General features: G+C 71.7%; 25 protein-coding genes, 2 pseudogenes and 1 riboswitch. Of the genes and pseudogenes, 17 read left to right on the plus strand and 10 right to left on the minus strand.

Features of this window, described 5'->3' with window-relative positions:
* Nucleotides 1–43 precede the first annotated feature (43 nt).
* A complete protein-coding gene (locus ACFY0U_RS36390; protein WP_388643166.1) occupies nucleotides 44–832 on the minus strand; it encodes an SDR family NAD(P)-dependent oxidoreductase in 789 nt (262 codons plus the stop codon).
* Nucleotides 833–883: 51 nt separating this feature from the next.
* Between ACFY0U_RS36390 and ACFY0U_RS36395 the strand changes: the two genes are divergently transcribed.
* Nucleotides 884–1,417 carry a hypothetical protein gene (locus tag ACFY0U_RS36395; RefSeq protein WP_388643168.1) on the plus strand — a complete coding sequence of 178 codons (534 nt, stop codon included), beginning with the start codon at nucleotides 884–886 and terminating at the stop codon, nucleotides 1,415–1,417.
* Nucleotide 1,418: 1 nt separating this feature from the next.
* Here the strand turns inward: ACFY0U_RS36395 and ACFY0U_RS36400 are convergent, their stop codons facing one another.
* From ACFY0U_RS36400 to ACFY0U_RS36415, 4 genes are all read right to left on the minus strand, one after another.
* The gene (locus tag ACFY0U_RS36400) at nucleotides 1,419–2,333 is read right to left on the minus strand and encodes an SDR family oxidoreductase (RefSeq protein ID WP_388643170.1); all 915 of its coding nucleotides are present in this window, start codon (nucleotides 2,331–2,333) and stop codon (nucleotides 1,419–1,421) included.
* Between the two features lie 148 nt (nucleotides 2,334–2,481).
* Nucleotides 2,482–3,111, minus strand: a complete 630-nt coding sequence (locus ACFY0U_RS36405; protein WP_388643172.1) for an MBL fold metallo-hydrolase — start codon at nucleotides 3,109–3,111, stop codon at nucleotides 2,482–2,484.
* Nucleotides 3,111–4,199, minus strand: coding sequence for an S-(hydroxymethyl)mycothiol dehydrogenase (locus tag ACFY0U_RS36410; RefSeq protein ID WP_388643175.1), 1,089 nt, complete (start codon nucleotides 4,197–4,199; stop codon nucleotides 3,111–3,113). Before ACFY0U_RS36410 ends, ACFY0U_RS36405 begins: the two co-directional genes overlap by 1 nt.
* 92 nt (nucleotides 4,200–4,291) lie before the next feature.
* A complete protein-coding gene (locus ACFY0U_RS36415; protein WP_388643177.1) occupies nucleotides 4,292–4,870 on the minus strand; it encodes a transketolase in 579 nt (192 codons plus the stop codon).
* Between the two features lie 258 nt (nucleotides 4,871–5,128).
* Here ACFY0U_RS36415 and ACFY0U_RS36420 point away from each other — a divergent pair.
* The 5 genes and pseudogenes from ACFY0U_RS36420 to ACFY0U_RS36440 form a co-directional block, all read left to right on the plus strand.
* Nucleotides 5,129–5,296: pseudogene (locus tag ACFY0U_RS36420) on the plus strand (isopentenyl transferase family protein); the annotation flags it as partial.
* A 16-nt stretch (nucleotides 5,297–5,312) separates the two neighbouring features.
* Nucleotides 5,313–5,576: pseudogene (locus ACFY0U_RS36425) on the plus strand (isopentenyl transferase family protein); the annotation flags it as partial.
* A 67-nt stretch (nucleotides 5,577–5,643) separates the two neighbouring features.
* Entirely contained in the window at nucleotides 5,644–5,799 is a 156-nt protein-coding gene (locus tag ACFY0U_RS36430; protein WP_388643238.1) for a hypothetical protein, read from the plus strand.
* Nucleotides 5,796–7,064 (plus strand): acyltransferase domain-containing protein, encoded by a 1,269-nt coding sequence (locus tag ACFY0U_RS36435; protein WP_388643230.1) that lies wholly within the window; start codon nucleotides 5,796–5,798, stop codon nucleotides 7,062–7,064. The genes ACFY0U_RS36430 and ACFY0U_RS36435 overlap by 4 nt, the downstream gene beginning before the upstream one ends.
* Before the next feature lie 28 nt (nucleotides 7,065–7,092).
* On the plus strand, nucleotides 7,093–8,847 hold the full coding sequence (locus tag ACFY0U_RS36440; protein ID WP_388643179.1) for an ABC transporter ATP-binding protein: 1,755 nt from the start codon (nucleotides 7,093–7,095) through the stop codon (nucleotides 8,845–8,847).
* 104 nt (nucleotides 8,848–8,951) lie between these two features.
* On the opposite strand, the gene ACFY0U_RS36445 is transcribed toward ACFY0U_RS36440, so the two are convergent.
* On the minus strand, nucleotides 8,952–9,785 hold the full coding sequence (locus ACFY0U_RS36445) for a (2Fe-2S)-binding protein (protein WP_388643180.1): 834 nt from the start codon (nucleotides 9,783–9,785) through the stop codon (nucleotides 8,952–8,954).
* A 184-nt stretch (nucleotides 9,786–9,969) separates the two neighbouring features.
* Between ACFY0U_RS36445 and ACFY0U_RS36450 the strand changes: the two genes are divergently transcribed.
* The 9 genes from ACFY0U_RS36450 to ACFY0U_RS36490 all read left to right on the plus strand — a co-directional run bounded on the left by ACFY0U_RS36450 (nucleotide 9,970) and on the right by ACFY0U_RS36490 (nucleotide 20,889).
* Nucleotides 9,970–10,965 (plus strand): FecCD family ABC transporter permease, encoded by a 996-nt coding sequence (locus ACFY0U_RS36450; RefSeq protein WP_388643231.1) that lies wholly within the window; start codon nucleotides 9,970–9,972, stop codon nucleotides 10,963–10,965.
* Complete coding sequence (locus tag ACFY0U_RS36455; protein WP_388643183.1) at nucleotides 10,962–11,975, plus strand: FecCD family ABC transporter permease; 1,014 nt, start codon at nucleotides 10,962–10,964, stop codon at nucleotides 11,973–11,975. The genes ACFY0U_RS36450 and ACFY0U_RS36455 overlap by 4 nt, the downstream gene beginning before the upstream one ends.
* Nucleotides 11,972–12,811, plus strand: a complete 840-nt coding sequence (locus tag ACFY0U_RS36460) for an ABC transporter ATP-binding protein (protein ID WP_388643185.1) — start codon at nucleotides 11,972–11,974, stop codon at nucleotides 12,809–12,811. Before ACFY0U_RS36455 ends, ACFY0U_RS36460 begins: the two co-directional genes overlap by 4 nt.
* A gap of 31 nt (nucleotides 12,812–12,842) precedes the next feature.
* Nucleotides 12,843–13,859 carry an ABC transporter substrate-binding protein gene (locus tag ACFY0U_RS36465; protein ID WP_388643187.1) on the plus strand — a complete coding sequence of 339 codons (1,017 nt, stop codon included), beginning with the start codon at nucleotides 12,843–12,845 and terminating at the stop codon, nucleotides 13,857–13,859.
* An 86-nt stretch (nucleotides 13,860–13,945) separates the two neighbouring features.
* On the plus strand, nucleotides 13,946–15,124 hold the full coding sequence (locus ACFY0U_RS36470) for an acetyl-CoA carboxylase biotin carboxylase subunit family protein (RefSeq protein WP_388643190.1): 1,179 nt from the start codon (nucleotides 13,946–13,948) through the stop codon (nucleotides 15,122–15,124).
* Nucleotides 15,121–16,806 (plus strand): IucA/IucC family protein, encoded by a 1,686-nt coding sequence (locus ACFY0U_RS36475; RefSeq protein WP_388643193.1) that lies wholly within the window; start codon nucleotides 15,121–15,123, stop codon nucleotides 16,804–16,806. Before ACFY0U_RS36470 ends, ACFY0U_RS36475 begins: the two co-directional genes overlap by 4 nt.
* A complete protein-coding gene (locus ACFY0U_RS36480) occupies nucleotides 16,803–17,993 on the plus strand; it encodes an MFS transporter (RefSeq protein ID WP_388643195.1) in 1,191 nt (396 codons plus the stop codon). Before ACFY0U_RS36475 ends, ACFY0U_RS36480 begins: the two co-directional genes overlap by 4 nt.
* The gene (locus ACFY0U_RS36485; RefSeq protein WP_388643196.1) at nucleotides 17,993–19,690 is read left to right on the plus strand and encodes an IucA/IucC family protein; all 1,698 of its coding nucleotides are present in this window, start codon (nucleotides 17,993–17,995) and stop codon (nucleotides 19,688–19,690) included. The genes ACFY0U_RS36480 and ACFY0U_RS36485 overlap by 1 nt, the downstream gene beginning before the upstream one ends.
* Nucleotides 19,687–20,889 (plus strand): type III PLP-dependent enzyme, encoded by a 1,203-nt coding sequence (locus ACFY0U_RS36490; protein WP_388643198.1) that lies wholly within the window; start codon nucleotides 19,687–19,689, stop codon nucleotides 20,887–20,889. The genes ACFY0U_RS36485 and ACFY0U_RS36490 overlap by 4 nt, the downstream gene beginning before the upstream one ends.
* Here ACFY0U_RS36490 and ACFY0U_RS36495 read toward each other — a convergent pair.
* Together ACFY0U_RS36495 and ACFY0U_RS36500 are read right to left on the minus strand one after the other, a co-directional pair.
* Nucleotides 20,886–22,346: an aldehyde dehydrogenase family protein gene (locus ACFY0U_RS36495; RefSeq protein WP_388643234.1), complete on the minus strand. Its 1,461-nt coding sequence runs from the start codon at nucleotides 22,344–22,346 to the stop codon at nucleotides 20,886–20,888. The genes ACFY0U_RS36490 and ACFY0U_RS36495 overlap by 4 nt on opposite strands.
* A gap of 145 nt (nucleotides 22,347–22,491) precedes the next feature.
* Nucleotides 22,492–22,785: a hypothetical protein gene (locus ACFY0U_RS36500; RefSeq protein WP_388643199.1), complete on the minus strand. Its 294-nt coding sequence runs from the start codon at nucleotides 22,783–22,785 to the stop codon at nucleotides 22,492–22,494.
* 171 nt (nucleotides 22,786–22,956) lie between these two features.
* Here ACFY0U_RS36500 and ACFY0U_RS36505 point away from each other — a divergent pair, with 171 nt between their 5' ends.
* Nucleotides 22,957–23,310: a nuclear transport factor 2 family protein gene (locus tag ACFY0U_RS36505; protein WP_388643201.1), complete on the plus strand. Its 354-nt coding sequence runs from the start codon at nucleotides 22,957–22,959 to the stop codon at nucleotides 23,308–23,310.
* Nucleotides 23,311–23,646: 336 nt separating this feature from the next.
* Nucleotides 23,647–23,730: riboswitch (ZMP/ZTP riboswitch) on the plus strand.
* A 21-nt stretch (nucleotides 23,731–23,751) separates the two neighbouring features.
* The gene (locus ACFY0U_RS36510; RefSeq protein WP_388643203.1) at nucleotides 23,752–24,600 is read left to right on the plus strand and encodes a bifunctional 5,10-methylenetetrahydrofolate dehydrogenase/5,10-methenyltetrahydrofolate cyclohydrolase; all 849 of its coding nucleotides are present in this window, start codon (nucleotides 23,752–23,754) and stop codon (nucleotides 24,598–24,600) included.
* 1 nt (nucleotide 24,601) lies between these two features.
* Here the strand turns inward: ACFY0U_RS36510 and ACFY0U_RS36515 are convergent, their stop codons facing one another.
* A complete protein-coding gene (locus ACFY0U_RS36515) occupies nucleotides 24,602–25,492 on the minus strand; it encodes a CU044_5270 family protein (protein ID WP_388643206.1) in 891 nt (296 codons plus the stop codon).
* Nucleotides 25,485–26,024 carry an RNA polymerase sigma factor gene (locus ACFY0U_RS36520; protein WP_388643208.1) on the minus strand — a complete coding sequence of 180 codons (540 nt, stop codon included), beginning with the start codon at nucleotides 26,022–26,024 and terminating at the stop codon, nucleotides 25,485–25,487. Before ACFY0U_RS36520 ends, ACFY0U_RS36515 begins: the two co-directional genes overlap by 8 nt.
* Between the last annotated feature and the right edge of the window lie 233 nt (nucleotides 26,025–26,257).

A 26,257-nucleotide genomic window follows, 5' to 3' on the forward strand; every position in this document is an offset into this window, starting at 1 on the left:
GACGCCGTCCGCGAAGGACAAGTGAAAAGATCTACAGCGATTGTTAAGCCCTGCTGCGCAGTTGACGGAACCCGGTGTCGACCGCGGTGATCCCGCCGTCGACGGGCAGGGTGACCCCGGTGATCCAGCACGCGTCGCGCGAGGCGAGGAAGAGGATGGCCGCGGCGATGTCCTCGGGTTCGCCGACCCGGCCCAGGGGATACAGCTCGCGCGCTTTCGCGAGGTCCTCGTCGCGGCCCTCCCAGGCGGCGGTGCGGACGGTGCCGGGGGCGACGAGGTTGACACGGACGCCACGGGCGGCGGCGTGTCCGGCGAGGGTGCGGGTCAGCGAGCCGAGGCCGGCCTTGGCGGCGCTGTAGGCGTGGTTGCCGAAGTCGTTCAGGCCGTTGACGGAACCGACGTTGACGATCGCGCCGCGGCCGGAGGCGGCCAGGTGCGGGAGGGCGGCACGGCAGCAGCGGTAGGCGCCGGTGAGGGTGATGTCCAGGTCGCGCGCCCACTCGTCGTCCGGTTCGTCTTCGAAGAGCGGGGCGTCCGGGGTGCAGTGACAGGCGTTGTTGACCAGGACGTCCAGCGAGCCGAAGACGTCCACGGCATGCGCGACGGCCGCCTCGACCTCGGCCCGGTCCCCCACATCACATCCGAACGCCCTCGCCGTCAGGCCCTGTTCACGAAGGCCGGCCGCGGTCTTCTCCGCCGCGGGCACGTCGATGTCGGTCACCAGGACCCGCGCCCCCTCCGCCGCGAACCGCCGCGCGGTCGCGGCGCCGATGCCACGGGCCGCGCCGGTGATGAGAACCCCGTACCCCTCGAAGCGTGTTGTGTCCGTCATGGGATCGCACCGTAGTGCCACGCCGATCAACTGGGCAGATACCGTGCGCCCATGTCCGCGTTCATACAGCAACTGCCCGCGCTCATCGGTGTCGTGATCGGCGCGCTCGGGTCCTATCTGGCGATCGTCCGGGGCGACCAGGCGAGGTTCCGCCGCGAGCAGACCGCGCGCTGGGAGGAGCGCCGCTTGGCGGCATACGTCGACTACGCGCACGCGCTCAAGAAGTCAGTGACGCTGGCGTACCGGGTAGCGGCCCATCTCGACAACGACCCCCACCCGCATCCGCTGTCCCGGCAAGAAGCGGAGCCCCTGTTCGAAGAAGCGACAGCCGCCAGGGATCCGGCCTGGGAGGCGTTGCTCCTGCTCGGCAGCCCCCACGTAGTGGAGAAGGCCAGAACATGGGTGCTGACACTCATCGACATGGAGCAGTTCGTGCGCCAGGACACCCACGATCCGGCGGCCTGGCACACGCTGCTGGAGAGACAGCGCACCTCTCGTGACGGCTACTACACGGCCGTTCGCAACGATCTGGCGCTGCCTCCGGGCCACTCCGCACAATGGGAACCGCCCATGCTCCGCACCTGATTCACCGGTAGCCGGTCGTGTCCGCCGGCTTGCCCGCGTCCTGGACCTCGACGACATAGCGCCAGGCGTCCGGGCGGCTGCCGTCCAGGTCGGTGAACCCGTAGGTCCGGGCCAGGCCGCCGCTGGAGAGGGACTGGCCGTTGAAGCGGGCCACGTCGGGGTCGGCGGCGAGTGCGGCGACGGCGCGGCCGACGTAGCGCGGGGTCTCCGAGATGGCGAAGTGGGGGACGCGGTCGAGGGCGTCGCGCCAGTTGTCCTCGCCCACCCCGTAGTGCTCCAGCATCATCTCCGACCGGAGCCAGCCCGGGGTCAGCGCGACGGCGGTGGCTCCGCGCGGACCCAGTTCGTGGCCGAGGGCGAAGCCCATCCGCAGGACCGACGTCTTGGCGAGGTCGTAGAAGAAGGTATTGCGGTAGGTGGCGCCGTTGTACTCGGCGGTGCCGTCCGTCATCTCGACGACCAGTCCCCCGGGGTTGCGCAGCAGCAGGGGCAGGGCGTGGTGGCTGGTGATCGCGTGGGTCTCGACCGCGAGCCGCAGCAGCCTGAGCCCGTTGTCGAGGTCGTGCTCCCAGACGGGGCTCTCCCATTCGAAGAGTTTCTCGCCGCCCCAGATGTTGTTGACGAGGACGTCGAGCCGGCCCTCGGTGTCCGCAATCCGGTCGACGAGCGTGCGGACCTGCGCCGGGTCCAGGTGGTCCGTGGGTACGGCGATGCCCTCGCCGCCGGCCTCGCTCACCAGGTCGGCGGTGTCCTCGATGGTCTCGGGGCGGTCGTACTCCGAGCGCTGCTCGCGTGTGCTGCGTCCCGTCACATAGACGGTGGCGCCGGCTGCCCCGAGTTCCACGGCGATCCCTCGCCCGGCTCCTCGGGTCGCTCCGGCGACCAGTGCGACCTTGCCCTTCAGCGGTTGTGACATGTCCGGCCTCCCGTGTGTGTCCGTCGTCGATTCCACGGTGCCGGGTAAGCCGGACATCTTCTGTCACCTTTTTCGCGGGTCACCCGGATCCTCTCCGACGTCACCCGGCCGCGCCGGCTGTACGGCGATGTGCGGGGCCACGACCTCGTCAGTGGCCGCGCGCGATCCACTCCTCCAGGTGCGGGGCCTCCGCGCCGATGGTCGTGGCGTCACCGTGGCCGGTGAGGACCTTCGTCTCGGGCGGCAGGGTGAGCAGCCGGTCGCGGATCGAGTCCACGATCGTGGGGAAGTGCGAGAAGGAGCGGCCGGTGGCGCCGGGGCCGCCCTGGAAGAGGGTGTCGCCGGTGAAGACCGTCGCGAGGCCGGGGTCGTAGAGGCAGACCGCGCCGGGGGCGTGGCCCGGGGTGTGCAGCACTCGCAGGTCGGCGCCCGCCGCCTCGATCACCTGGCCGTCCTGGAGGTGCGCGTCGGGCTCGCGGTCGGGGTGGGTCTGCTTCCACAGCGGCAGGTCGTCGGGGTGCAGCCAGATGGTGGCACCCGTGAGGTCGGCGAGGGCGGGCGCGGCGTCGATGTGGTCGTTGTGGGCGTGCGTGCACACGATCGCGGTCACCCGGCGCTCCCCCACGGCGGCGGCGATCGCCTCGGCGTCGTGCGCGGCGTCGATGACGATCACCTCGTGGTCGTCTCCGACGATCCACACGTTGTTGTCGACGTCCCAGGTGCCGCCGTCGAGGCTGAACTGTCCGGACGTCACGAGGCGTTCGATGCGGGCGGTCATCAGAACACCACCACCGAACGCAGGACGTCGCCGCCGTGCATGCGCTCGAAGGCCTTCTCGACCTCGTCGAGTTGGATCGTCTCGGTGACGAACGCCCCGAGGTCCAGGCGGCCTTGGAGGTGGAGGTCGATCAGCATCGGGAAGTCGCGGGAGGGCAGGCAGTCGCCGTACCAGGAGGACTTCAGCGAACCGCCGCGGCCGAACACGTCGAGCAGCGGCAGCTCCAGTTTCATCTCCGGGGTCGGCACACCCACCAGGACGACCGTGCCGGCTAGGTCACGGGCGTAGAAGGCCTGCTTGTACGTCTCGGGGCGGCCGACCGCCTCGATGACGACGTCGGCGCCGAAGCCGCCGGTCAGCTCGCGGATCGCCTCCACCGGGTCGCTCTCGCGAGAGTTCACGGTGTGGGTGGCGCCCATCGAGCGTGCCGTGTCCAGCTTGCGGTCGTCGATGTCGACGGCGATGATCCGCGCCGCGCCCGCCAGCCGGGAACCGGCGATCGCCGCGTCCCCGACCCCGCCGCAGCCGATCACCGCGACGGTGTCGCCGCGGCCCACGTTGCCGGTGTTGATGGCGGCGCCGATCCCGGCCATCACCCCGCATCCCAGCAGCCCGGCCACCTGCGGTGCCACCGAGGCGTCCACCTTGGTGCACTGCCCGGCCGCGACCAGCGTCTTCTCCGCGAACGCCCCGATCCCCAGCGCGGGCGAGAGCTCCTGCCCGGTCGAGGCGAGCGTCATCTTCTGCGAGGCGTTGTGGGTGTTGAAGCAGTACCAGGGGCGGCCGCGCAGACAGGCCCGGCAGTTCCCGCACACGGCCCGCCAGTTGAGGATCACGAAGTCACCGGGGGCGACATCGGTGACGCCCTCGCCGACCGCCTCCACGACTCCGGCCGCCTCATGGCCGAGCAGGAACGGGAAGTCGTCGGAGATCCCGCCCTGCTTGTAGTGCAGGTCGGTATGACAGACCCCGCAGGCCTGCACCTGGACGACCGCTTCCCCCGGGCCGGGGTCGGGCACCAGGATCGTCTCCACCCGGACCGGCTCGTCCTTGCCCGGTGCGATCACGCCGCGAACTTCCTGCGCCATGGTGGTGAACCTTTCCTTCCGCCGGTGTCCGTCTCCTCGACCCTACGTGCAACTGATCAGTAACGGCACGGGAGCGGATCCGTCACCTTCCGTCACCTGAGGAAGCCCCGGACGGCCCGGCCCAGCGCCTCCTCGCCCCGGAGGTCCGCGCCGCCCAGGGCCGGCAGCCGGTGCGGCACATGGACCAGGGGCTCGGCGACCTGCCGGGCCGAGGTCCCCGGCAGGCCCGGCTCGACCAGCACCAGATCCGCCCGGTCGGCGGCGAGGGCGGCCGTGCGCAGGCCGATCTCGTCGAAGGGCCGGACGGTGGTCGCGTAGAGGACTGTCAGGTCGAGGCCCGCGGTGGCGCGGAGCACCGGGTCGAGGCTGGAGCCGACCGCGAGGACCACCCCGTCGAGGCCTTCCCGGATGAGTTCGAACCCTTCCGTCGCCCCGCGCGGCTCGGCGTTGGAGTCGGCACAGACATGGATGTACGCCCGTTCGCCGCCCGCGACCGCCGCCAGGACGGCTCGGCGCACCTCGGCGGGGTGCCCTGGCACACGCACGGTCCAGCCCGGGGTGGCGGCGAACCTGGTCAGTTCCTCCACCGCTCCGTAGCCGACGAGGACGGTGCCGCTCGTCGTGGACTCCGGCAGGGATTCCGCGGCGGCGATCAGCATGTCCGAGTGCACGGGACGACCTCCTGGTGAGGATATCCGTTCGACACGTCAAGAATTCGTTGGGAAACGGGCTCGACGGTCCCTCATATCGATCTGGATTCCCCACACTTGGGCCGCTCACCCCGGGTAATTCAACCTTTAACAGGCTCACAGGAATGTGGACGTCTCTTTGCCCGGTCCAGATGTCCGCCTGGTTCTTGACGAGGGACCGCCGCGTTTACCTTGGCAGTCATCTCTCCCTGCAGTGGAAGCGGAAGGGGGCATCCCGCCATGGCCCAGAGCGACACGCGTGCGGCAACCGGTCCGTCGGTCCATCTCATCGCCGGGCCGACCGGTGTCGGCAAGAGCGCGGCGGCCACGCGACGGGCTCGGGCGACCGGCGTCCCGATCGTGGTCGCCGATCGCCTCCAGTGCTTCACCGACCTCGCCACCACGAGCGCCCGCGCGGGTGCCGATGTGCCGGGTGTGCGCCGGTACTGGCTCGGGGACCGCACCTTCCGCCGACGGCGACCTGTGCGCGGCGGAGGCGACGGACTCCCTGGTCGCGCTGGTGGAGCGGCTCGGCGCCCGGCACCGGTCGGTGATCGTCGAGGGCGGCTCGATCTCTCTGCTGCGGGAGCTGGCCGCCCGCCGCGCCGGGCTCTCCTGGCGGTTGTCGGTCCACCTTCTGTCCCCGCCGGGGCGGAACGAGTACGTCGCCGCGCTGACCCGCCGGGCAGGCGAGATGCTCGCCCCCGAGGCTCCGGTCCACAGCCTCATCGAGGAGCTGTCGGCGCTGGGACCAGATGGCCGCGCTGATCGCCGAACGGCACGCCGAGCACCGTTTTCTCCAGCACCGCGTGTTCTCCGAAATTTTCGACAGCCGAATAGCGGGCCTCGAATTCGACGGATTCGACTGGATGGACGAGATCGACGGCGACCTTCTGGAGCGTGCGGTGTGAATGCGATCCGGGCGGACATGGCACTCGCCTCGCACGGTTTCGGCCACATCGTCGAATCCCGCCCGCTCGGAGTTCTGACGGCGCGTTCCGGTGCCGCGGTCGGGAAACTCGTCTCGTTCGCCGCTGCCCGGGGGCTGCCCATCGCCGCCCGCGGCTGTGGACACGCCCCGTACGGGCAGGGCCAGGCTGCTGTCCTCCTGGAGCACGCCAGGGACGAGGGTTTCCTGCATGCCGGGGATCTGGAGCGGATCGTGGTGTGCCGGTCGGCGGAGGAGGTCCTCGCGCGGCTGACGGACACGCCGACGGCCGGTGCCCCGGTGCGGGTGCCGCGGGGCCGGACCGCGTTCCTGTTCTCGGCGGCCGGCTCGCAGCAGCCGCGGATGGGGCGCGAACTCCACGCCACGTCACCGGTGTTCGCCGAGACCCTCGACGAGGTGTGCGGCCTGCTCGCCCCCTACCTGGAACTGCCGCTGCGGGACGTGATGTTCGCCCCGGCCGGGACGCGCACCGCCGCGCTGCTCGACCGCGTCGACTACGGCCTTCCGGCGATCTTCGCGCTCCAGGTCGCCCAGTACCGGCTGCTGGAGAGCCAGGGACTGCGCCCGGACGTGCTGTTCGGCTACTCGGCCGGGCACATGGCGGCCGCCCACGCGGCGGGCGTGTTCTCGCTGGCGGACGCCTGTCGTGCGGTCGGCACGCTGTCGCGGCTGACGCGGACCCTGCCGGAGGAGGGACGCATGGCCGCGGTGGAGGCGGGGCCGCAGGAACTGCGCCTGGGGCCGGGCACGGTGGTCGCGGCGGTCAACGGGCCCCGGTCCGTCGTGGTGGCCGGGAACCGTGACGCGGTGACGGCGATGTGCGCCCAGTGGTCGGCCCGCGGCCGCCGCACCCACGTGCTGCGCGTGGACGCGGCTCCCCACTCCCCGCTCATCGAGCCTCTCCTCACCGACTACCACCGCACCCTGCTCACGATGGAACTGCACGTCCCCCGTGTCCCCCTCCTGTCCGACATCACGGCCGAACCGCTCACCAGGGCGGCCACCGAACCCGGCTACTGGGTACGCGCCCTGCGCCGGCCGGTCCGCTTCGCGGACGCGGTCGCCCGGCTGCACTCCGAGGGCACGACGACCTACGTCGAGCTCGGACCGGGCGAGGTCCTGACCGGCATGCTCGACGCCTGTCTGCCCCGTGGCGCCGCCCGTCCGCTGCTCCTGTCCGTGACACGGAACTGGCGGGCCCCGCGCAAGGAGTCGGACGTAGCCTGAAGGCTCCGCCCGACCCGCAAGGAGCCCCGTGAGCATCGCCGCGACCGAGCAGGCCCCGCCCACCTGGCGGCTGCTCCTCGGATACGTCCGACCCCACCGCTGGGCCCTGCTGGCGGGCGCCCTGCTCTCGCTCGTCACCGGGGCCACCGGGCTGCTGCTGCCGCTCGTGGCACGGGAGTTGATCGACGACCTCTCCCACGACCGCACGATCACGGGCGCGTTGCTCGTCATGTCCGGCCTGGTGGTGGCCAACGCGGCGGTGGGCGCGCTCGGTTCGTACGTGCTGCGGCGCACCGCCGAGTCGGTCGTGCTCGGTGCGCGGCGCTCGCTGTCGTCGTATCTGCTGCGGCTGCGCGTCGCGGCCGTGGACCGCAGCGAACCGGGCGACCTGATGGCCCGCATCACCTCCGACACCACGCTGCTGCGCGAGGTCACCACCGACTCGCTCGTCGGCCTCGGCACCGGTGGGCTCACGCTGGTGGCGACGGTGGTCATGATGGGGCTGGTCGATCCGGTGCTGCTGGCCGTCACCCTGGCCGTCGTCGCGGGCGCGGGCACGATCCTCGGTGTGATCGTGCCGCGCATCAACAAGGCCAGCCGGCAGGCGCAGGACGCGGTCGGTGTGATGGGGGCCTCGCTGGAGCGCATCCTCGGCGCGCTGCGCACGGTGAAGGCGTCGGGCGCCGAGCACCGGGAGGAACGCACGCTGCACGCGGCCGCCGAGGAGTCGTGGCGGCAGAGTGTGCGAGCCGCCAAGTGGACGGCGGCCGCGGGCAATACGGCGGGCCTTGCGATGCAGATCGCCTTCATCACGGTGCTCGCGGTCGGCGGGGCGCGGGTGGCGACCGGGGCGATCGACGTCGGCACGCTGGTGGCGTTCCTGCTGTACGTCTTCTATCTGATGTCGCCGATCCAGCAGGTGGTCGGTGCGATCACCCAGTACCAGACGGGCGCGGCGGCGCTCGCGCGCATCCAGGAAGCCCTACGGCTGCCCGCCGAACCGGCCGGTGCGCCCGCCCCGTTGCCCGCCGTCGGCGCGGAGCCGGCGGCCCTCGCCTTCACCGAGGTGCGCTTCCGGTACGCGGACGACTTGCCGTACGTCCACCACGGGGTGACGTTCTCGGTGCCGGCCCAGGGGATGACGGCGTTCGTCGGCCCGTCCGGTGCGGGCAAGACGACGGTCTTCTCGCTCATCGAGCGGTTCTACGACCCGGAGTCGGGAACGATCACGCTGGACGGCCGCGACCTCGCCGACTGGGAGTTGCCGCAGCTGCGTTCGGCGATCGGATACGTCGAGCAGGACGCCCCGGTGCTGTCGGGTTCGCTGCGGGACAATCTCCTGCTGGGAAATCCGGAGGCGGGCGAGGAGGGTCTGGCCCGGGTTCTCAAGACGACCAGGCTGGACGGTCTGGTGGCCCGGATGCCCGCGGGACTCGACACGCTGGTCGGTCATCGCGGCACCAAGCTGTCCGGTGGCGAACGCCAACGCGTCGCCATCGCCCGCGCGTTGCTGCGGCGCCCCCGGCTGCTGCTGCTCGACGAGGCGACCTCGCAGTTGGACGCGGTGAACGAGGCGGCGTTGCGGGACACGGTCGCCGATGTCGCGCGCACGACGACCGTGCTGGTCGTCGCGCATCGGCTGTCCACGGTGACGATGGCCGACCGGATCGTGGTGATGGACGCGGGGCGGGTGCGGGCGGTGGGGACGCATCGGGAGTTGGTGGCCGGGGATCCGCTGTATGCGGAACTGGCGGCTACGCAGTTTCTGGCGACGGCCGGTTGAGACGCCTACTGAGGGCCACGACACGTCGTTGTGCGTCTGCGGGTGTGACGTGGCTGGTCGCGCAGTTCCTCGCGCCCCTGAAAGAAGGGGCGCCACAGCCCGGGCTAGCTTTCCAACCTCCGTAGCCTCTCCACGTCGTTCGTGCGCGGGCAGGTCGAGCAGGCCTCGGCCGGGCGGATCGCGTAGAACATGCAGCAGCCGGTGCGGGTCCGGGTGGCGTGGCGGGTGCCGTCGTCGCCCACCAGGTAGCGGAAATCGGCGCCGCTGGGGTACGGGGGGACGGGGATGGGGAGCACCTCGGTGGCCGCTCTGATCGCGGCACCCTCCTGGTCCAGCATCCGGCCGAGGTACCACAGGGCCGACACGAGGTCGTCGGAGACCATGCCCCACAGAGCCCGCGAGCGGCGGCGCGCGATCGGTCCGATCGCGGCGAGCAGGGGACGCATGTGCTCGGCGAGGGACATGCGCAACTGGGCGCGCAGCTGGTCTTCCTGAGAGAGTGTCAGGACGCCGGGGAGCGCGGCCACGGGGTCGCCCGGGAGGCAGGCGAGTTCGGTGCCTGGTGTGATCTCGTACGTGCCTGAGGCGAGGTCGAGGCGGAGGTCCTCGGGGCGGATGCGGGGCACCCTCCGTTCGAGGTACCAGGCGCCGCCCATGAGCACGCCGACGGACCAGGCGTAGTCGTGCAGGGCGCGGGAGGCGGCGACGTCCGGGCGGACAGCGACCCCGTAGCGCTCGCGGATGCGGGCGGCCTCGGCTTCGACGAACGCGTCCAGCACGGACGGGTCGGACGTCAACTGGGCTGCCGTCACGCCTACTTGGCCCTCCTCCGCGACTCTCGCGTCCAGCGCTTCACAGATGCCGGCCAGCCGTCGGTAGACATCACCGAGGGCTCGGGAGACGGCACCGTCCGGCGTGGTCTTGAGGGCCAGGGACATCGACGTGCTCCAGGTGCGGGAGTTTCAGAAGAGATTTAATAGGCAAGCCTAACCTTAGCTCGATCAAGGGATCCGCACGTCAAGGCACCCCAAAGGAATCACACAGTCAGTTGAAAACTAAAGCAAGCCTCACCTAAGCTCACGCCTCGTGACTGCGACCCATCGGGGCGCACCCCCCACAGGTGTGCCCTTTCGTGCCTTCAGGCACATACCGCTCTTTCTGACCGGCCTCGCGGCCCTGGCCCTCTGCACCGCCCTGAGTCTCGCCCTCGGCGCCCGCTCGATCCCCCTGTCCACCGTGGCCGACGCCCTGTTCGGCCACACCCACGGCCGCGACGCCCTCGTCGTGACCGGTCTGCGGCTCCCCCGCACCGTCATCGGCCTCGCGGTCGGTGCCGCGCTCGGTGCCGCCGGAGCCGTCGCCCAGGGCATCACCCGCAACCCGCTCGCCTCCCCCACGACCCTCGGCATCAACGCGGGCGCGGGCTTCGCGGTCGTCGTCGCGATCTACGCGCTGAAGCTCAACGACCCTGTCGAGTACGTGTGGTTCGCGTTCGCCGGAGCCGCGGCCGCCGCCGTCTTCGCACAGGCGCTGGCCCGCCGCGCCGGGGACATCGATGCCGTACGGCTCGCCCTCGGCGGCACCGTGCTCCAACTCGTGCTGCTGTCCTGGACGTCCGCGGTGATGCTGCTGAACCAGCGCACGCTCGACGAGGCCCGCTTCTGGCTCGCCGGGTCCCTGTCCGGACGCCCTCTCGACACCCTGTGGCCGGTCCTGCCGACCCTGCTGCTCGGTATCGTCATCGCGCTGGCCGTCTCCCCCGCCCTCAACGCCCTTTCCCTGGGCGACGATTCGGCACAGGCCCTCGGTGTCCCGGTGGCCCGGATCCGACTGGCCGGCGGCATCGCGGTCGTCCTGCTCGCCGGTTCGGCGGTCGCGGTGGCCGGGCCGATCGCCTTCATCGGGCTCGCCGCACCCCATCTCGTGCGTCCACTGCTCGGCGGCGACCACCGACTGCTGGTGCCCGGCTGTCTGATCGCCGGTCCGCTGCTGCTGCTCTCCGCCGACGTACTCGGCCGGATGGTGATCCGCCCCTCGGAGCTGGAGGTCGGCATCGTGACCGCGTTCCTGGGCGCGCCCCTGCTGGCGCTGCTGGCCCGGAAGGTGGCGACCCGGTGAACCGGTCCACGACTCGTGGGCGCGTCCTCGTCTTCGCCGGCTCCGGCCTCGTCGCGCTGTTCGTGCTGCTCACCGTCTCCCTGACGACGGGTGAGATGCGGATCCCCGCCGCCACCGCCCTGCGTGCCCTGGTCGGGCTCGGCGACGCGGGGGACGTCCTCGTGGTACAGCAGTTCCGGGCGCCCCGGTCCGTGGCGGCCATCGTCGGCGGCGCCGGGCTCGGTGTGGCGGGCTGTGTGCTGCAACGGCTGTTCCGCAACCCCCTGGCCTCCCCGGACGTCATGGGGATCACGGGCGGCGCCTCGCTGGGCGCGGTCGCGCTGATCGCCGCCGGGGCCTCGCAGACCCTGATCCCGCTCGGGGCACTGGGTGGCGGCCTCCTCGCGGCACTGCTCCTCGGCGTGTTCGCCTGGGGCTCCGGGCTCGCCGTCACCCGCCTGGTGCTCACCGGGCTCGCCGTGCAGGCGGCGCTCGCCGCCGCCGTGAACCTGCTGATCGTGCGCTTCCCCGCCGAGCTGGCCGGATCGGCGCTGCAGTGGACCACGGGTTCGGTGTACGGGCGGACGTGGACGGAGGTGTGGGGAGCGGGCGGCGCCATGGTGCTCGCGCTCGCCGCCGCCTTCGTCCTGCATCGCCGGCTGGCCGTGCTCGACCTCGGGGACGACTCCGCGGGCGCCCTCGGCCTCAACACCGCCACCGCACGCCTTCACCTGCTCGTCCTCGCGGTCGTGCTGGCCTCGCTCGCCGCCGCGCTCGCCGGACCGGTGACCTTCGTGGCGCTCGCGGTGCCGCACATCGTGCGGTTCGTCACCGGGCCGCCCACCGCCGTCTCGCTCGCGCTGGCCGGCCTCACCGGGGCGGCGCTGCTGCTCGCCTCCGACCTGGTGGTCCAGCACCTGCTGCCGATCGAGGGGCTGCCGGTGGGCGCGGTCACCGCCACGCTCGGCGCGCCCTGGCTGCTGGTGCTCATGTTCCGGCAGAGCTCGCCCGTGAAGAGGAGCCACGCATGACCGCCGCACCGGAGACGCCTGTGAACACGCCCAACCAGCTCGCCACCGAGGCCCTCGACCTCCGCTACGGCGACCGGCTCGTCGTCGGCGGCCTCGACCTCACCCTGCCGGGCGGCGCGGTCACCGCGATCGTCGGCCCCAACGCCTGTGGCAAGTCGACCCTGTTGCGAGGACTGAGCCGGCTGCTGGCGCCGGCCGCCGGCACCGTCACCCTCGACGGCTCCGACATCCACCGCATGCCGGCGAAGGCCCTGGCCCTGCGGATGGGGCTGCTGCCGCAGCAGCCGGTCACTCCGGAGGCGATCACCGTCGAGGCGCTCGTACGGCTGGGCCGCTATCCGCATCAGCGGCTGCTGAGCCCCTGGTCAGCCGCCGATCAGAAGGCGGTGGACGAGGCTCTGGAGCGCACCGGGACCACGTCCCTGCGGGACCATCCGGTGGACCGGCTCTCCGGCGGTCAGCGCCAACGCGCCTGGATCGCCCTGGCGTTGGCCCAGGACACCGAGCTCCTCCTGCTCGACGAGCCCACGACCTTCCTCGATCTGCGGCACCAGCTCGACGTACTCGACCTGGTGGCCGCTCTGCACGCCGAGGCGGGCCGCACCGTGGTGATGGTGCTGCACGACCTCGGACAGGCCGCCCGCTACGCGGACCACATGGTGGTCCTCAAGGACGGCCGGCTCGCCGCCGCCGGAGCCCCGGCGGACGTCCTCGACGCGGAGCTGGTCAAGTCCGTCTTCGACGTGGACTGCCGGGTCATCCCCGACCCGGAGACCGGCACCCCGCTGGTCGTCCCGAAGAGCAGCGCGGTACGGCACTCCGCCGCCACCGCCTGATTCAGTACCTACCAGAAAGAACCAACCCCCCATGTCCCACCGCTCCGCCATGCCCGGAATCCGCCGGATTCTGGCCTCCCTGCTGGCCGTGACACTCGGTACCGCCGCTCTCGTCGCGTGCGGCTCGGAGTCCGACGACTCAGCCTCCGCGAAGCCCGCCGCCGACGCGGGCGGGGCCTTCCCGCGCACCCTCAAGACCGTCATGGGCGACGTGAAGATCCCCTCCCAGCCGAAGCGGGTCGTCGTGCTCGACACCGGTGAGCTGGACGACGTGACCCTGCTCGGCATCGACCCGGTCGGCGCGGTCGCCCCGCACTTCAAGACGGAGGGCGGCTTCCCGACGTACCTGAAGGGCGAGTTGAAGAACACCGCCGACGTCGGTCCGCTCCTGGAGCCCGACCTGGAGAAGATCGCCTCGCTGAAGCCCGATCTGATCCTGTCCTCCAAGGTCCGCCACGAGAAGGTCTACGACAAGCTCAGCGCCATCGCCCCGACCGTCTTCACCGAGACCACCGGCGGTGTCTGGAAGGAGAACCTGAAGGTCCACGCCGAGGCGCTGGGTCTGGAGAAGGAGGCCGCGGCCGAGCTGACGGAGTACGAGACGCAGGCCAAGGCGCTGGGTGCGGCCATCAAGAAGAAGGACGGCGGCACCATGCCGACCGCGTCCGTGGTCCGCTTCATCGCCGGTCCGACCCGGCTGTACCAGTCCAACTCCTACAGCGGTGTGGTCCTGAACGACATCGGCTTCAAGCGGCCGTCCTCGCAGGTCTCCGACGACCCCGAGGTCACGATGAAGGACGTCAGCCCCGAGCAGATCGACCAGGCCGACGCCGACCTGATCTTCGTCACCTCCGCGGACGTGGACGACAAGACGCAGAAGAAGCAGGTCACCTCGAACCCGGTGTGGAAGTCCCTGTCCGCCGTGAAGGACGGCAAGGTCTTCGAGGTCCCGGACGAGACGTGGATGTCCGGCATCGGTGTCCAGGCCGCCGAGCAGATGCTCGCGGACGTGGCCAAGGCCACCGGCGTGCCGCTGCCCGCCAAGTAACTCCCGCTGAATCGGGGCGGGCCGCGGTCATGGCCCCGGCCCGCCCTTTCAACCCCCCACCCGCTAGCGGAAGTTCTCAGCCACCCATGCGTCTGTACCTGCTCGCCCTCAACCCGACCGACTCCGTCACCGAGGGCTTCCTGCCCGCGGCCGCCCGCCTGGGCCTGGACGTCACCGTCCTCACCGACCAGCCCGAGGCCCACCGCGCCGCGTACCCGGACATCGAGATCCTCCAGTGCGACGTCCGCGACTTCCGGGCCGTCGTCACCCGTATCTCCACCCACCACCGCCCCGACGCGGTCTTCACCAACAGCGACCACCTCCAGACCCAGGCCGCCCTGGCCGCCGCCTACTTCGGGCTCCCCGGCAAGGACTGGCGGGCCACCCTGCGCTGCAAGGACAAGGCCGAGATGCGCCGCCGGCTCGCCGACGCGGGCGTGGACACGGTCTGGTCGACCGAGCTCACCGAACCGGCCGCCGCCCTCCCGGACGCCCCCTACCCCTGTGTCGTCAAGCCGCGCGAGGGGGTGGCCAGCGAGGACGTCGTCCTCGTCGACAACGCCGAGGACCTGGTGACGCGGTCCAAGGAGATCTTCGAGCGGCGTCCCGGCACTGTCCTGGTCGTCGAGGAGTACCTCCCCGGCGAGCTGTACACCCTGGAGACCCTGGGCGACGGACGGACCCGGCACGTCCTGGGCGGCTTCCACACCGAGCTGTCGCCGCCGCCCTTCTTCATCGAGGAACGCCTCACCTTCGTGCCGGCCCACCCCGAGCCGGTCGTCGCGCAGGTCCTCGCCCAACTGGACGCGCTCGGCGTCGGGTTCGGTGCTTGTCACACCGAGTTCGTGGTGCACGAGGGCCGGGCGAGGATCATCGAGGTCAACTACCGGGCCATCGGCGACCAGTGCGACCTGCTGCTGGCCCGGCTGCTGGAGATCCCGCTCTTCGAGCACATCCTCCGCGCCCACCTGGGCGAGCCGCTCCCCTCGGACCTGGGCGCCCGCCGCGACGGCGCCGCCCGCCTGGAGTACCCCTGCGCCGAGCGCCCCGGCACCCTCACCGGGGCTCCCGCGGCCGTCGAACTGGACGTCGAAGGCGTCCACTTGACGTACCGTCCGCTGCGCCCGGTGGGCGAGCGGCACGAGCTGTACGGCACCAACCGCGACTACCTCGGCGTCCTGCGGGCCACGGGCACCGACCAGCCGACGGTGGACCGGGTGACGGCCGATTTCCTGGCCGGGCTGCGCTGGGAGATCCAGCCGTGACGGACGTGACGACCGTGACGACCACGACGGCCGATGCCTGCGAGGAGGAACTGCTCACGCGTGTCCTCAGCGCCCTGCTCCGCGAGGACGTCGTGGGACTGCGCACCGGCAGCACCCTCGTGCACCGGCCGGACGGGCCCTGGCTGCGGCTGCCGAGCGCGGGCGACGCGCTGCTCCTGCCCGTCGTCGAGGACGGCTTCCAGTGCGAGTACGCGGCCCGGCTGCCCCTGCTCGTCCGTGAGTCGGACGGCGCCGAGCTGACCTCGTACGAGACTGTCCTCACCGCGCTGCGCGCGCTCGCCGACCCCGTGGACCGCGAGGGCTACGACGCCTTCGCCGAGGAGTGCCGGCAGACGCTGGCCACCCTCCGGCTGCACAGGGCCACCCGGGCCGAGGTCGAGGGGCGGCTCGGCGGCGACCCGGCACGCTGGCCAGCGCTCGCGTACGACACGCTCGCCGCCCGGCTCGACCACCCCGTCTATCCGACCGCGCGCGGCCGCTCGGGCCTCAGCGAGCTGCAACTACAGGCCTACGCACCGGAGTTCCATCCCCGTTTCGCCCTGCGCTGGATCGCCCTGCGGCGGGAGACCGTCACCCTCACCGGCACGCTCCCCGACTTCTGGCCCTCGCTCCGGAAGCTCGGTCTGGCCGGGCTGGAGGGCACGCATGTGGTCCTTCCGGTGCATCCGCTGACGGTCGACGCCCTGCGGGACGCCGGGCTGCCGGACGGGGCGGTGTTCGCCGACCGGCCGCACCTGGACGTCGTACCGACGCTGTCGATGCGCACCGTGGCCGTGAACCCGTCCACGCACCTCAAACTCCCGCTGGCCACAGCGACGTTGGGGCTGCGCAACAAGCGGACCGTGAAGCCCGGCACGCTCGTGGACGGCGCCGCGGGACAGCGGCTGCTGGAGGCGGTGATCTCCCGGGAGCCCCGGTTCCAGGGCACGATCCTGCACGCCGACGAGGCGACGTACGCCCATGCCGGGAACGAGCTGCTGGCCGTTCTGTGCCGGCGCCTCCCGGCCGACCTGGACGGCGCCGAGGTCGTACCGCTGGCCGCCCTGCTCGCCGACGCCCCGGACGGACGCCTGGTCATCGACCACCTGGCCGACCGCTTCCACGACGGCGACCCGCTGGCCCTGCTGGACGCCTTCCTGACGCTGCTGTTCGACTGGCAGACCACCCTGTTCGGGTACGGCATCGCGCTGGAGTCGCATCAGCAGAACGTCTCGCTGGTGCTGCGGCCGGGCAGTCTGCGGCTGCTGTTCAAGGACAACGACGGGCCCCGCGTCAACGCGAAGCGGCTAGGTGCGGTGCTGGCCGGTCCGTGGGGCTTCGACGACGCACGGACCTATGTCTCCGGAGACGGTCCGGTCGCCGACCTGTTCGCCACCGTCACCGTCCATCTGTGCGCGGGCGCCTACGCGTTCGGCCTCCCTGGCCGACGGCGTGCCCTGCTCGATCTCGTCCGCGACCGGCTGACGGAGGCCGTGGACCGGCTCGGCGGGGACGCGGCCGCCGTGCTGCGCGAGCGGGTGCTGGACGCGCCGCGGCTGCCGGTGAAGGCGATGGTCACGGCCGGCTCGCTGCTGTCCAAGGAGCGGTCCGGCGCGGCCGACATCAACAAGCACTACACGACCGGACCCAACTACCTGCTGCGACAAGGGGGTTCGGCATGAGCGCCGGGGCCCTGCGGATCCCGCGGTCCGCCTCCGGCCGCGGTCAGGTGCACGCGGTGGCCGCCTGCTATTTCGTGGCGTCCTTCGCGGCCCTGGGCCTGCCGCCGTACCTCACGGAGATCCTCCCGGAACTGGGCGACCGCGACGCCCGCTGGGCGGGGGTGCTCTATGTCGTCCCGACCGTGTTCGGGGGCATCGCGGCCCCGCTGTGGGGTCGGCTCGCCGACCGCTACGGCCGCAAACGGCTGCTGCTGCGCGCCCAGTTGGGGCTCGCGGTGGCGTTTCTGCTCGCCGGATGGGCGGACTCGCTGGCCACGTTCACGGTCGCGCTCGTGCTCCAAGGGATCCTGGGCGGCACCTTCGCCGCGTCCAACGGATATCTGGGCGCGGCTCTGGAGGGCCAGGCCCTGTCCAAGGCGCTGACCCTGATGCAGGGCAGCGCCCGAGCGGCCCTGGTCTTCGCCCCGATCGTGGTCGGCGCGCTGTCCGGCTGGCTGTCCCCGCACCGCCAGTACGCTCTCCTCGCCGCACTCCCCCTCACCGCCGCGCTGCTGCTGGCGGCCCTGCCCGAACCGGAGCCGGTCGCCCGCAGCACGAGCGAGGCCGTCACCGCAGATCGCCCGCCCCCGGTGATGTCGCTGAAGGCGCTCTACGCACTCGAGTTCGCCTTCGTCTTCTCCACCGTCATCTCCTTCCCCTATCTCATCGCCCTGGTCGACGACCGGCTCCCGGGCACCTCGCCGACCCTGTCCGGAGTGCTCTTCGCCCTCCCCCACCTGTGCTATCTGGTGGCGGCGCTGGCCGTGCACGCCGGGTTCCGCGGCCGGCCCAGGACCGGGATCGCGCTCGGCTTCGTCCTCATCGCGCTCGGTCTCGCCGGACACGGCGTCGTCGACTCGCTGCCCGCGCTGATCGCCGTACGGCTGCTGCTCGGCGCGGGCCTCACGCTCGGGCTGGTGTGTCTCCAGGTGCTCGCCGCGGACTGCGCCAAGGGCCGGGCGCCCGGTGGGCTGTTCGGCTCGCTGGAGTTCTTCTCCAAGGCCGGCGCGGTCGCCGCCGGCCTCGCCGCGGCCGCCGGAAGTGTCCGCTTCGGTCCCGCCGCCCCCGTACTGACCGGTGCCGCCGCTGCCGCCGTGACCGCCATGGCGACCTTCCTCCCCTCCATGACCCCCCGCTGGAGCCGCTGATGCCCTCGCTCATCCGCACACCCGGACGCACCGAACTGCCCACCGCCGACGAGGTGGTGGTCCACACCCTCCTCAACTGTCTGCTGCGCGAGGTGTCCGGCCCCGAGCACCAGAGCGTCGTCAGCGGCGGGCGCCTCCTGCTGCGCCTGCCCCGGCGTGGCGTGCTGCTGCGCGTCGCCCTGCGCCGCACCTCGCTGCTCGGCGCGCATCGCTTCACCGGCCCCGTCTGCGAGCAGCGGGACGGCGACTGGGCGGAGTTGGACTGGCGCCGCCTCGCCGAGTACACGCACGACGAACTGTCGCTGCGGACCGGGGTGCGCAACGAGGAGTTCCTGGACCAGATCGCCTCCAGTCACGAGGCCGTCACGACCGCCCTCGCCGCGCCCCGCACCGGTCCCGGCGACACCTACCTGGCCTCCGAGCAGTCCCTGCTGTTCGGTCACCGTTTCCATCCCACGCCCAAGGCCCGCACCGGCGACCCGCGCGCCTGGTCGGCGTACGCCCCGGAGGCAGGGGCCGCCTTCCCGCTGCGGCACCTCGCCGTACGGGAGCACTTGATCGCCGAGGAGACCGCGGAGCCGTCGGCCACCGCCGCGTTGGACCGGCTGCGCCCCGACGTCCCGGACGGCTACCGACTGCTGCCCGCCCACCCCTGGCAGTACGACACACTCCGCGACCACCCGGCGCTGCGCGCGGCCCTCGACAACGGCGACGTCCTGGACCTCGGTCCGGGCGGTCAGCCCTTCGCGGCGACCGCGTCCGTGCGCACGCTCTACGACGGACGGACCTTCCTCAAGTTCAGCCTGAACGTGCGGATCACCAACTGCCTGCGCAAGAACAGCAGTTACGAGCTGTCCGGTGCCGTCGCCCTGACCCGCGTCCTGGCCCCGGCCCTGGCCGACCTCGCCGATCGCTTCCCCGGCAGCGCGGTGCTCCGCGAGCCCGCCTACCGCACGCTCGCCCTGCCGGGGCCCGACGGCAGCCCGGACCAGGCGCTGTTCGAGGGCTTCGGCGTGATCGTCCGCGAGGGCCTGCCCGAGCGGCTCGCACCCGGCACTACGGCCCTGCTGGCGGCCGCCGTCGCCGACGAGTACCCGAGCAGCAGTGCCCACATCTCCCGTCTGCTCGACGGGGCCGACGCACCGGCGGCCCTCGACTGGTGGTCGGCGTACCTCGATCTGCTCGTCCCGCCGGTCCTGGCCGCCTACTTCGACCACGGCCTGGTTCTCGAACCCCATCTCCAGAACGTCCTGGTGTGCGTGGACGGCGACGGCATGCCCGCCCAGGTGCTCTTCCGCGATCTGGAGGGCACCAAGCTGGTCCCCGAGCACCACGCCGAGACCCTGGCGGCGCTGCCGCCCGAGGTCGCGGGCCCGATGACGTACGACGCGCAGCGCGGCTGGGACCGGGTCGTCTACTGCCTCCTGGTCAACCACATCGCGGAGCTGCTCGCGGCCCTCGCCGATCTGCATCCGGAGGCGGAGGCCGAGCTGTGGGGCCGTGTCCGTTCGACGCTCCGGTCGTACGCCGACCGGCTCGGCTGCCCGCCCCGTCTCTCCGCCCTGCTCGCGGGCGTACCGCTGCCCGCGAAGGCGAACCTGCTGACTCGCTGGGAGCGCAAGGCCGACCGCGAGGCCGGTTACGTCCGTCTGCCGTCCCCGCTCGCCGAGGACATCCTGACCGGGAGCACCCGATGACCCCCGCCGTCCACGACCGCGCTCTCACCCTCGCGTCGGCCGAACTGCCCGCCTATGTCTACGACTTGGCCGCGCTGCGCACCCACGCCGCCGCCGTGCGGTCCGCTCTTCCCGAGCAAGTCGAGCTGTACTACGCCGCCAAGGCCAACCCCGAGCCGGAGATCCTCGCCGCGCTCGGTCCCTACGTCGACGGCTACGAGGTCTCCTCGGGCGGTGAACTCGCCCATGTGGCCGAGGCGGTGCCGGGGCGTCCGCTGGCTTTCGGCGGTCCCGGCAAGACGCCGGACGAGGTGGCGGCCGCTCTGGAGCGGGGGGTCGAGCGCTTCCACGTCGAGAGCGCGTACGAGCTGCGGATGCTGGGGGAGCTGGCGCGGCGGGCGGGGCGGCGGGTCGCGGTGCTGCCGCGGGTCAACCTGCCCTTGTCCGACGGTTCGCTGGCGGGCAGTTCGCTGGCGATGGGCGGGCGTCCGACGCCGTTCGGCATGGACCCCGCCCAGGCTGTGCAGGTGGTGCGCGCGCTCACGGACGGAACCTACCCGCACCTCGAACTGCGGGGTGTTCACGCCCACTTGGCCAGCGGCCTCGAAGCCCCGGAGCAGCTCGCGGTGGCCGAGGCGATCGTGGCCTGGGCGACCGGACTCGGGGCCCCGGTCGCGGAGGTCAACGTCGGCGGCGGCATGCACGTCGACTACGCGGACCCGGACCGGCGCTTCGACTGGGCATCGTACGGCGAGGGGCTCGACCGTCTCGCCGCGGCGCACCCGGGGTTGACGCTGCGTATCGAGCCGGGGCGGGCGCTGACGGCGTACTGCGGCTGGTACGCCACGGAGGTGCTGGACGTGAAGCGCAGCCACGGTGAGGAGTTCGGTGTGGTCCGGGGCGGTACCCACCATCTGCGGACCCCGGCGACGAAGGGCCACGACCAGCCCTGTTCCGTCCTGACGGTGGACGGCTGGCCGCACCCGTGGCCGCGGCCGGCTGCCGAGGGCGAACACGTCACGCTGGCCGGGCAGTTGTGCACGCCGAAGGACGTCCTCGCCCGCCGGGTCCCCGCGGCGGGGCTGCGGGCGGGTGACCGGGTGCTGTTCTGCCTCGCGGGTGCCTACGCGTGGAACATCTCCCACCACGACTTCCTGATGCATCCCCGGCCCGGCTTCCACTTCCTGGACGCCGGGCCGGAGGTCACCGCTCGGTCCTAGAACGGGTAGTGCGCCTGCTGGGTGGCGATGGTCACCCAGCGGGTGTTGGAGAAGGCCTCGATGCCCCAGCGTCCGCCGAAGCGGCCGTATCCGGAGGCCTTGAAGCCGCCGAAGGGGGCCTGCGGCTCGTCGGCCACCGACTGGTCGTTGATGTGCACGATGCCGGTGCGGATCCTGCGCGCGACCGCCAGTCCGTGGGTGGCGTTCTCGGTGATGATGCCGCAGGTCAGGCCGTTCTCCGTGTCGTTGGCGACGGCCACTGCGGTGTCGTCGTCGGAGAACGTCTCGACCACGCACACCGGCCCGAACGCCTCGGCGTGGTAGATCTCGGCGTCCTTCGGCACATCGGTGAGCACGGTCGCCGCATGCACCGCTCCGTCGGGCTTGCCACCGCCGGTGAGGACCTTCGCGCCCTTGGCGACGGCGTCCTCGACCAGAGCGGCCACGCGCTGCGCGGCGGAGGCGGCGACGAGCGGACCGACCACGGTGTGCGGGTCGTTCGGGTCACCGGCCTTCAGCGAGGCGGTCTTGGCGGTGAACTTCCGGGTGAACTCCTCGGCCAGCGACTCGTGGACGAGGATCCGGTCGCCGGACATGCAGATCTGTCCGGCGTTCATGAACACGCTGAAGGTGACCGCGTTCACGGCGTAGTCGACGTCCGCGTCGTCGAGCACGATCACCGAGTTCTTGCCGCCCAACTCCAGTACGGCGGGCTTGAGATGACGGGCGGCGTGCTCGCCGATGATCCGGCCCACGTTGGTGGAGCCGGTGAAGTTCACCGCGCGCACGCGCTCGTCGGCTATGAGCGCCTCGGCGATCTCGGCCGCGTCCTCACGAGCGTTGGTGACGACATTGAGCACCCCGTCCGGAAGTCCGGCCTCGCGCAGCACGTCGGCCACGAACAGGCCGCAGGCGATGGGAGCGTCCTCGCTCGTCTTGACGACGACGGTGTTGCCGGCGGCCAGCGGCGCCGCGACCGCCCGTACCCCGAGGATGACCGGCGCGTTCCACGGCGCGAACGCGGCCACCACACCGACCGGTTCACGGACCGCGAGGCCCAGCGCGCCCTGCTCCTGGGCGGTGAGGACCTCGCCGCGCGGGGCCGTCACGGCGGCGGCCGCCTCGCGCAGCATGTTCGCGGCGAGGTAGACGTTGAAGTGCGCCCACGGTGCGGTGCCGCCCGCCTCGTGGGCCATCAGTTCGGCGACCTTGTCGCCCTTGCCGTCGAGGAGGTCGGCGGCCTTCAGCAGAATCGCGCGCCGGGCGAACGGGGCCAGCGCGGCCCACTCGGGGAACGCCGCCTCGGCCGCGTCCACGGCCCGCCGTACGTCCTCCGGGCCCGCGGCCGCGACGGTCGCATACACCTCCCCCGTGTAAGGGTTGACATCCTCCGCCCTACGGCCGGAAGCGGCGGGCACGTCCTTGCCGCCTATGAACAGTTCGCGGGTGATGGGCATGATGCGGACCTCTTTGTTCGCCACGTGAACCAAGATTCATTTCTAAGCGCATGCTCTGTTCACCCGGCAACAATGTCAAGGGCCGCCCGGCCGTGCTTGGTTTCTGGTGGCCGGGCGGCCCTCGGTGCGGACGTACGCGTGTCGATCAGTACTGGATACCCGGCAGCAGCTGAGTGACGGGGGCGGCCAGATCGGTCACCTGGCTCAGCTGGTTGAGGTCGTTCAGCTTGTTGAGCTCCGCCAGCTGCGCGGAGGGCCGCGGAAGCGCGTCCTTGTACTCCGCGGGCAGGTCGCTCACGGTGAGCGAGTCGAGCGTGGCCATCGGGCTCAGGGGGGCGGCGCCCTTGCCCTCGGGAGCGGCGCTCGCCATCGGAGCGGCGAGACCGGTGACGCCGACGGCGAGACCGACGACGGCGGCGATACGTCGAGTGGAGATCATGTTTTCAGCAACGCCGACGGGCCCGCGCCGGACACGGGCACCGGTCCTCGCTCACCCGTCAGGCGGAGTGTCGCGGTTGCGCTTGCCGAGCCCGGCGGGGCGGAGGAGTCTCGAAGGAGAGGCCCACGCGGCCCGTTCCCCTACGGCCGCGGGCCTCGCCGGAGGTCAGTCATGGGCACCGCTTTCAGCACCGAGACACTGCGCCAGAGCATCGAGGGAAACACCGCGACGAATCTGCTGTCGCTCTACGCGGACGACGCGGAACTGCGCGTCGTGGACCGCAACACCCAACCCAGCAGCCCGAGGGTCCTGCACGGCCGTGACGAGATCGGCGAACTCCTCGAGGACGTCTACAGCCGCGACATGACGCACAAAGTGGAGCGCTGTGTCATGGACGGCGACACCGTCGCGTTCAGCGAGAGCTGTCTGTACTCGGACGGGGTGCGTGTCCTCGCCGAGTCGATGATCACGCTGCGCGACGGCAAGATCGCCGAACAGATCATGATCCAGGCATGGGACGAGTAGGGAGCCGGTTGCCGAAGGTCCGGATCACGACTCGGCTGACCTGGACCTTCGCCGTGCGGGCCGGTCCGGTCCGCACTCCGCGGCCACGACCGGCTTCCGCGGCAGGTCGGCTGGCGTCCGTCGCTCTTCTGCGGTCAGTGCTGCGAGGAGCGCGACCTCGTCCGCTTCCTCCGCCGCGTGCTGTTCGAAGGCGGCGTTTCCGGCGTCGGTGAGCCGGACCTGCCCTCTTCGCCGATCGGCGCTCTCGTGCGTGCACCTCACCTTCACGCCCAGGCGACCGGGTTCCTGGCCGGAGTCGAACGGGGTGCCGGCCGCACGACCGGCTCGGTTAGGCTGATGGCGGGCCGTGACTGGCGCTGAGGTGGAGCACCACCGGGGAGCGGTCCGCAGTATCTGATGCCGTGCGCCTGGGCGAACCGACTACCAGCCCAGGAGTGGATCATGTCTCAGGCCCGGCTCATGGACGGCACGGCGCTCGTCCGGCGGATCGTGGAGGAGACCGGCAAGCGCGCCGCCGACCTCACCGAACGCACCGGCACCACCCCCTGTCTCGCGACCGTACTGGTCGGCGAGGACCCCGCCTCCGTGACGTACGTCCGGATGAAGCAGAACCGGTGCCGCAAGGCCAGGATCGCCTCCCGGCACGTGGAGCTGCCCGCGGCGACCACGACCGAGGAGCTGGTCGGCACCCTCAAGGCGCTCTCCGCCGATCCCGCCGTGCACGGCATCCTGCTCCAGCATCCGATGGGTGAGCACATCGACGAGCGGGCCGCTTTCGAGGCGATCGCGCCCGAGAAGGACGTCGACGGCGTCACCTTCGCCTCGTTCGCGACGATGAGCTTCGGCCTGCCGGGCTTCGTGTCGTGCACGCCCGGCGGCATCATGCGGCTGCTCGACGAGTACGGCGTCGACCCGTCCGGCAAGCGGGCCGTGGTCGTGGGCCGCAGCGCGATCCTCGGCAAGCCGGCCGGCATGCTGCTGCTCGCCCGCGACGCGACGGTGACGTACTGCCACTCGCGCACGGCGGACCTGTCCGCGGCCGTCCGCGAGGCGGACATCGTCGTCGCCGCCGTGGGCCGGGCGCGGCTCATCAAGGGCCAGGACATCAAGCCCGGCGCGGTCGTGCTCGACGCCGGCTACAACGAGGGGAACGTCGGTGACGTCGACTTCGACTCCGCCGTGGAACGGGCCTCGCTGATCACCCCGGTGCCGGGCGGTGTCGGTCCGATGACGATCGCCACGCTGCTGGAGCAGACGGTCGACGCGGCCGCCCGGCAGCTCGGGGTCTGAATCAGCGCGTCCAGGCGCTGTAGTCCATGACGTCACCGGCCTGCACGCCGTACTCGGGCTCCGCCTTCGTGAAGGTGGTCTCCAGGCCGAGTACGGCGCCGCTGACCGGATCCATGATCAGCATCCGGCGGGTGCCCGACTGCCGGTACACATACGCCTGTCCGCGGCGCCCGAGCCGGTCGGTGACCTGTCCGACGGGCTTCAGCCCCTCGGCGTCCGCGAGCATCTCGGCCACCGCCCCGGACTCGCGGGCGCCGAGGGTCCAGTTGTCGAGGAGGACCCGGACGCCGTCGAGGAGCTGACCGGTGTCCAGTGCGGTGTCGGTGTACGTGGCTTCCCGAAGGTAGGCGCGCAGGCGGGTGACGTCGTGCGGGGGCGGTGACTGCGGCGGGGCGTCGCTCCAACTGGGCGGATAGGTCCGCGTGGTGCGGCCGTTACCGTTGTCGACGGTCACCGTGTGACTGTCGTCGGCGTTCCACCGCACGATGCGCTCCTCCGGGTAGGTGATCGGAGGCTTGTCCTCGCTCATGCCCAGGCTCCAGGACTTCACATGGGTGCCCCTGCGGAGCTTGAGCGATCCCTGCGACGCCCGTGCCCGCTCGGCCAGGGTTTCCAGGGATACGGGGGTGGAGTCGGCCTGCACGACCAGCGGACGGGGGGCGGCCACCGCCGGCGCGGTGGTCTGGTCGGTGAACAGCAGGGCCGCCACCAGCGCGCCGACGACGGCCGTGGCCGCCAGACCCCACAGCAGCCGGGGCCGGCGGGAGGTCCGTTGCCGCATGAGCCGGTTCAGCTGCCGCTCGGCGTGGTGGTCGAGAGGGCCGTCGCCGAAGTGGGGTGCGTCGGTGGGCACGGGGTTGGCGCGGCGCAGGAGTTCGAGTTCGTCAGCCATGGCCGTTCTCCTTCAGGGCGGCGGCGGTCGTGGGGGCCATGCGATCGATCTCGGCTCTCAGCCGGCGCCGGGCCCGGTGCAGCCGCATCGACGCGGCCCGTCGGCCGCAGCCGAGGGCGACGGCCACCTCGTCGGTGTCCAGTTCCTCCCAGGCCGTCAGCCGCAGCACCTCCTGGTCGGACGGGGAGAGCCGGGCGAGCGCGTCATGCACCCAGGCGCCCGGGGTCTCCGCGTCGGGGCCGGCCTCGATGTGCCGCCCGTGTGCCGTGTCGTCGTTGCCCAGCCGGTCCACCAGCCGCCGCCGGCGTCCCTGTCCGCGCACCGCGTTGGCCAGGCAGTTCCGTGCCACCCCGTACAGCCAGGGCAGGGGGGAGTCCGGGAGGTCGGTGCGGCGGCGCCAGGCGACGGTGAAGACCTCCGCCACCACTTCCTCCACGTCACTCGTGCGCCCGTCCAGTCGCCGCGCGACATAGCGGCTGACCGCCCAGTAGTGCTCGCGATAGGCAGCGGCGAAGTCGTCGTCGTTGCTCATGTTCCGTTCGTGTCCGGCACCCTCGGGATCGTCACAGCCGTTTGCGTGATTCTCGTCGCGTCCCTGAAGTGTGACGTCCGGCCCTGCTGCGGACACAGGCGGGGCATGAGGCACCTGAAGTGGCTGACGACCACGGATCACAAGACGATCGGAACGCTGTATCTGGTCACGTCGTTCGCGTTCTTCTGCATCGGTGGTCTGCTGGCGCTGTTCATGCGCGCCGAGCTGGCCCG

This window comes from Streptomyces sp. NPDC001536, assembly GCF_042894505.1.
Classification (GTDB): Bacteria; Actinomycetota; Actinomycetes; order Streptomycetales; family Streptomycetaceae; genus Streptomyces.

Bases quoted from the DNA above. Each gene is read 5' to 3' on its own strand.
- ACFY0U_RS36410 (WP_388643175.1), bottom strand. From the start codon at position 4,199: ATGGCGCAGGAAGTTCGCGGCGTGATCGCACCGGGCAAGGACGAGCCG.
- ACFY0U_RS36490 (WP_388643198.1), top strand. From the start codon at position 19,687: ATGACCCCCGCCGTCCACGACCGCGCTCTCACCCTCGCGTCGGCCGAA.
- ACFY0U_RS36510 (WP_388643203.1), top strand. From the start codon at position 23,752: ATGTCTCAGGCCCGGCTCATGGACGGCACGGCGCTCGTCCGGCGGATC.
- ACFY0U_RS36390 (WP_388643166.1), bottom strand. From the start codon at position 832: ATGACGGACACAACACGCTTCGAGGGGTACGGGGTTCTCATCACCGGC.
- ACFY0U_RS36470 (WP_388643190.1), top strand. From the start codon at position 13,946: ATGCGTCTGTACCTGCTCGCCCTCAACCCGACCGACTCCGTCACCGAG.
- ACFY0U_RS36465 (WP_388643187.1), top strand. From the start codon at position 12,843: ATGTCCCACCGCTCCGCCATGCCCGGAATCCGCCGGATTCTGGCCTCC.
- ACFY0U_RS36395 (WP_388643168.1), top strand. From the start codon at position 884: ATGTCCGCGTTCATACAGCAACTGCCCGCGCTCATCGGTGTCGTGATC.
- ACFY0U_RS36400 (WP_388643170.1), bottom strand. From the start codon at position 2,333: ATGTCACAACCGCTGAAGGGCAAGGTCGCACTGGTCGCCGGAGCGACC.
- ACFY0U_RS36495 (WP_388643234.1), bottom strand. From the start codon at position 22,346: ATGCCCATCACCCGCGAACTGTTCATAGGCGGCAAGGACGTGCCCGCC.
- ACFY0U_RS36485 (WP_388643196.1), top strand. From the start codon at position 17,993: ATGCCCTCGCTCATCCGCACACCCGGACGCACCGAACTGCCCACCGCC.
- ACFY0U_RS36445 (WP_388643180.1), bottom strand. From the start codon at position 9,785: ATGTCCCTGGCCCTCAAGACCACGCCGGACGGTGCCGTCTCCCGAGCC.
- ACFY0U_RS36515 (WP_388643206.1), bottom strand. From the start codon at position 25,492: ATGGCTGACGAACTCGAACTCCTGCGCCGCGCCAACCCCGTGCCCACC.
- ACFY0U_RS36505 (WP_388643201.1), top strand. From the start codon at position 22,957: ATGGGCACCGCTTTCAGCACCGAGACACTGCGCCAGAGCATCGAGGGA.
- ACFY0U_RS36500 (WP_388643199.1), bottom strand. From the start codon at position 22,785: ATGATCTCCACTCGACGTATCGCCGCCGTCGTCGGTCTCGCCGTCGGC.
- ACFY0U_RS36430 (WP_388643238.1), top strand. From the start codon at position 5,644: ATGGCCGCGCTGATCGCCGAACGGCACGCCGAGCACCGTTTTCTCCAG.
- ACFY0U_RS36460 (WP_388643185.1), top strand. From the start codon at position 11,972: ATGACCGCCGCACCGGAGACGCCTGTGAACACGCCCAACCAGCTCGCC.
- ACFY0U_RS36405 (WP_388643172.1), bottom strand. From the start codon at position 3,111: ATGACCGCCCGCATCGAACGCCTCGTGACGTCCGGACAGTTCAGCCTC.
- ACFY0U_RS36520 (WP_388643208.1), bottom strand. From the start codon at position 26,024: ATGAGCAACGACGACGACTTCGCCGCTGCCTATCGCGAGCACTACTGG.
- ACFY0U_RS36480 (WP_388643195.1), top strand. From the start codon at position 16,803: ATGAGCGCCGGGGCCCTGCGGATCCCGCGGTCCGCCTCCGGCCGCGGT.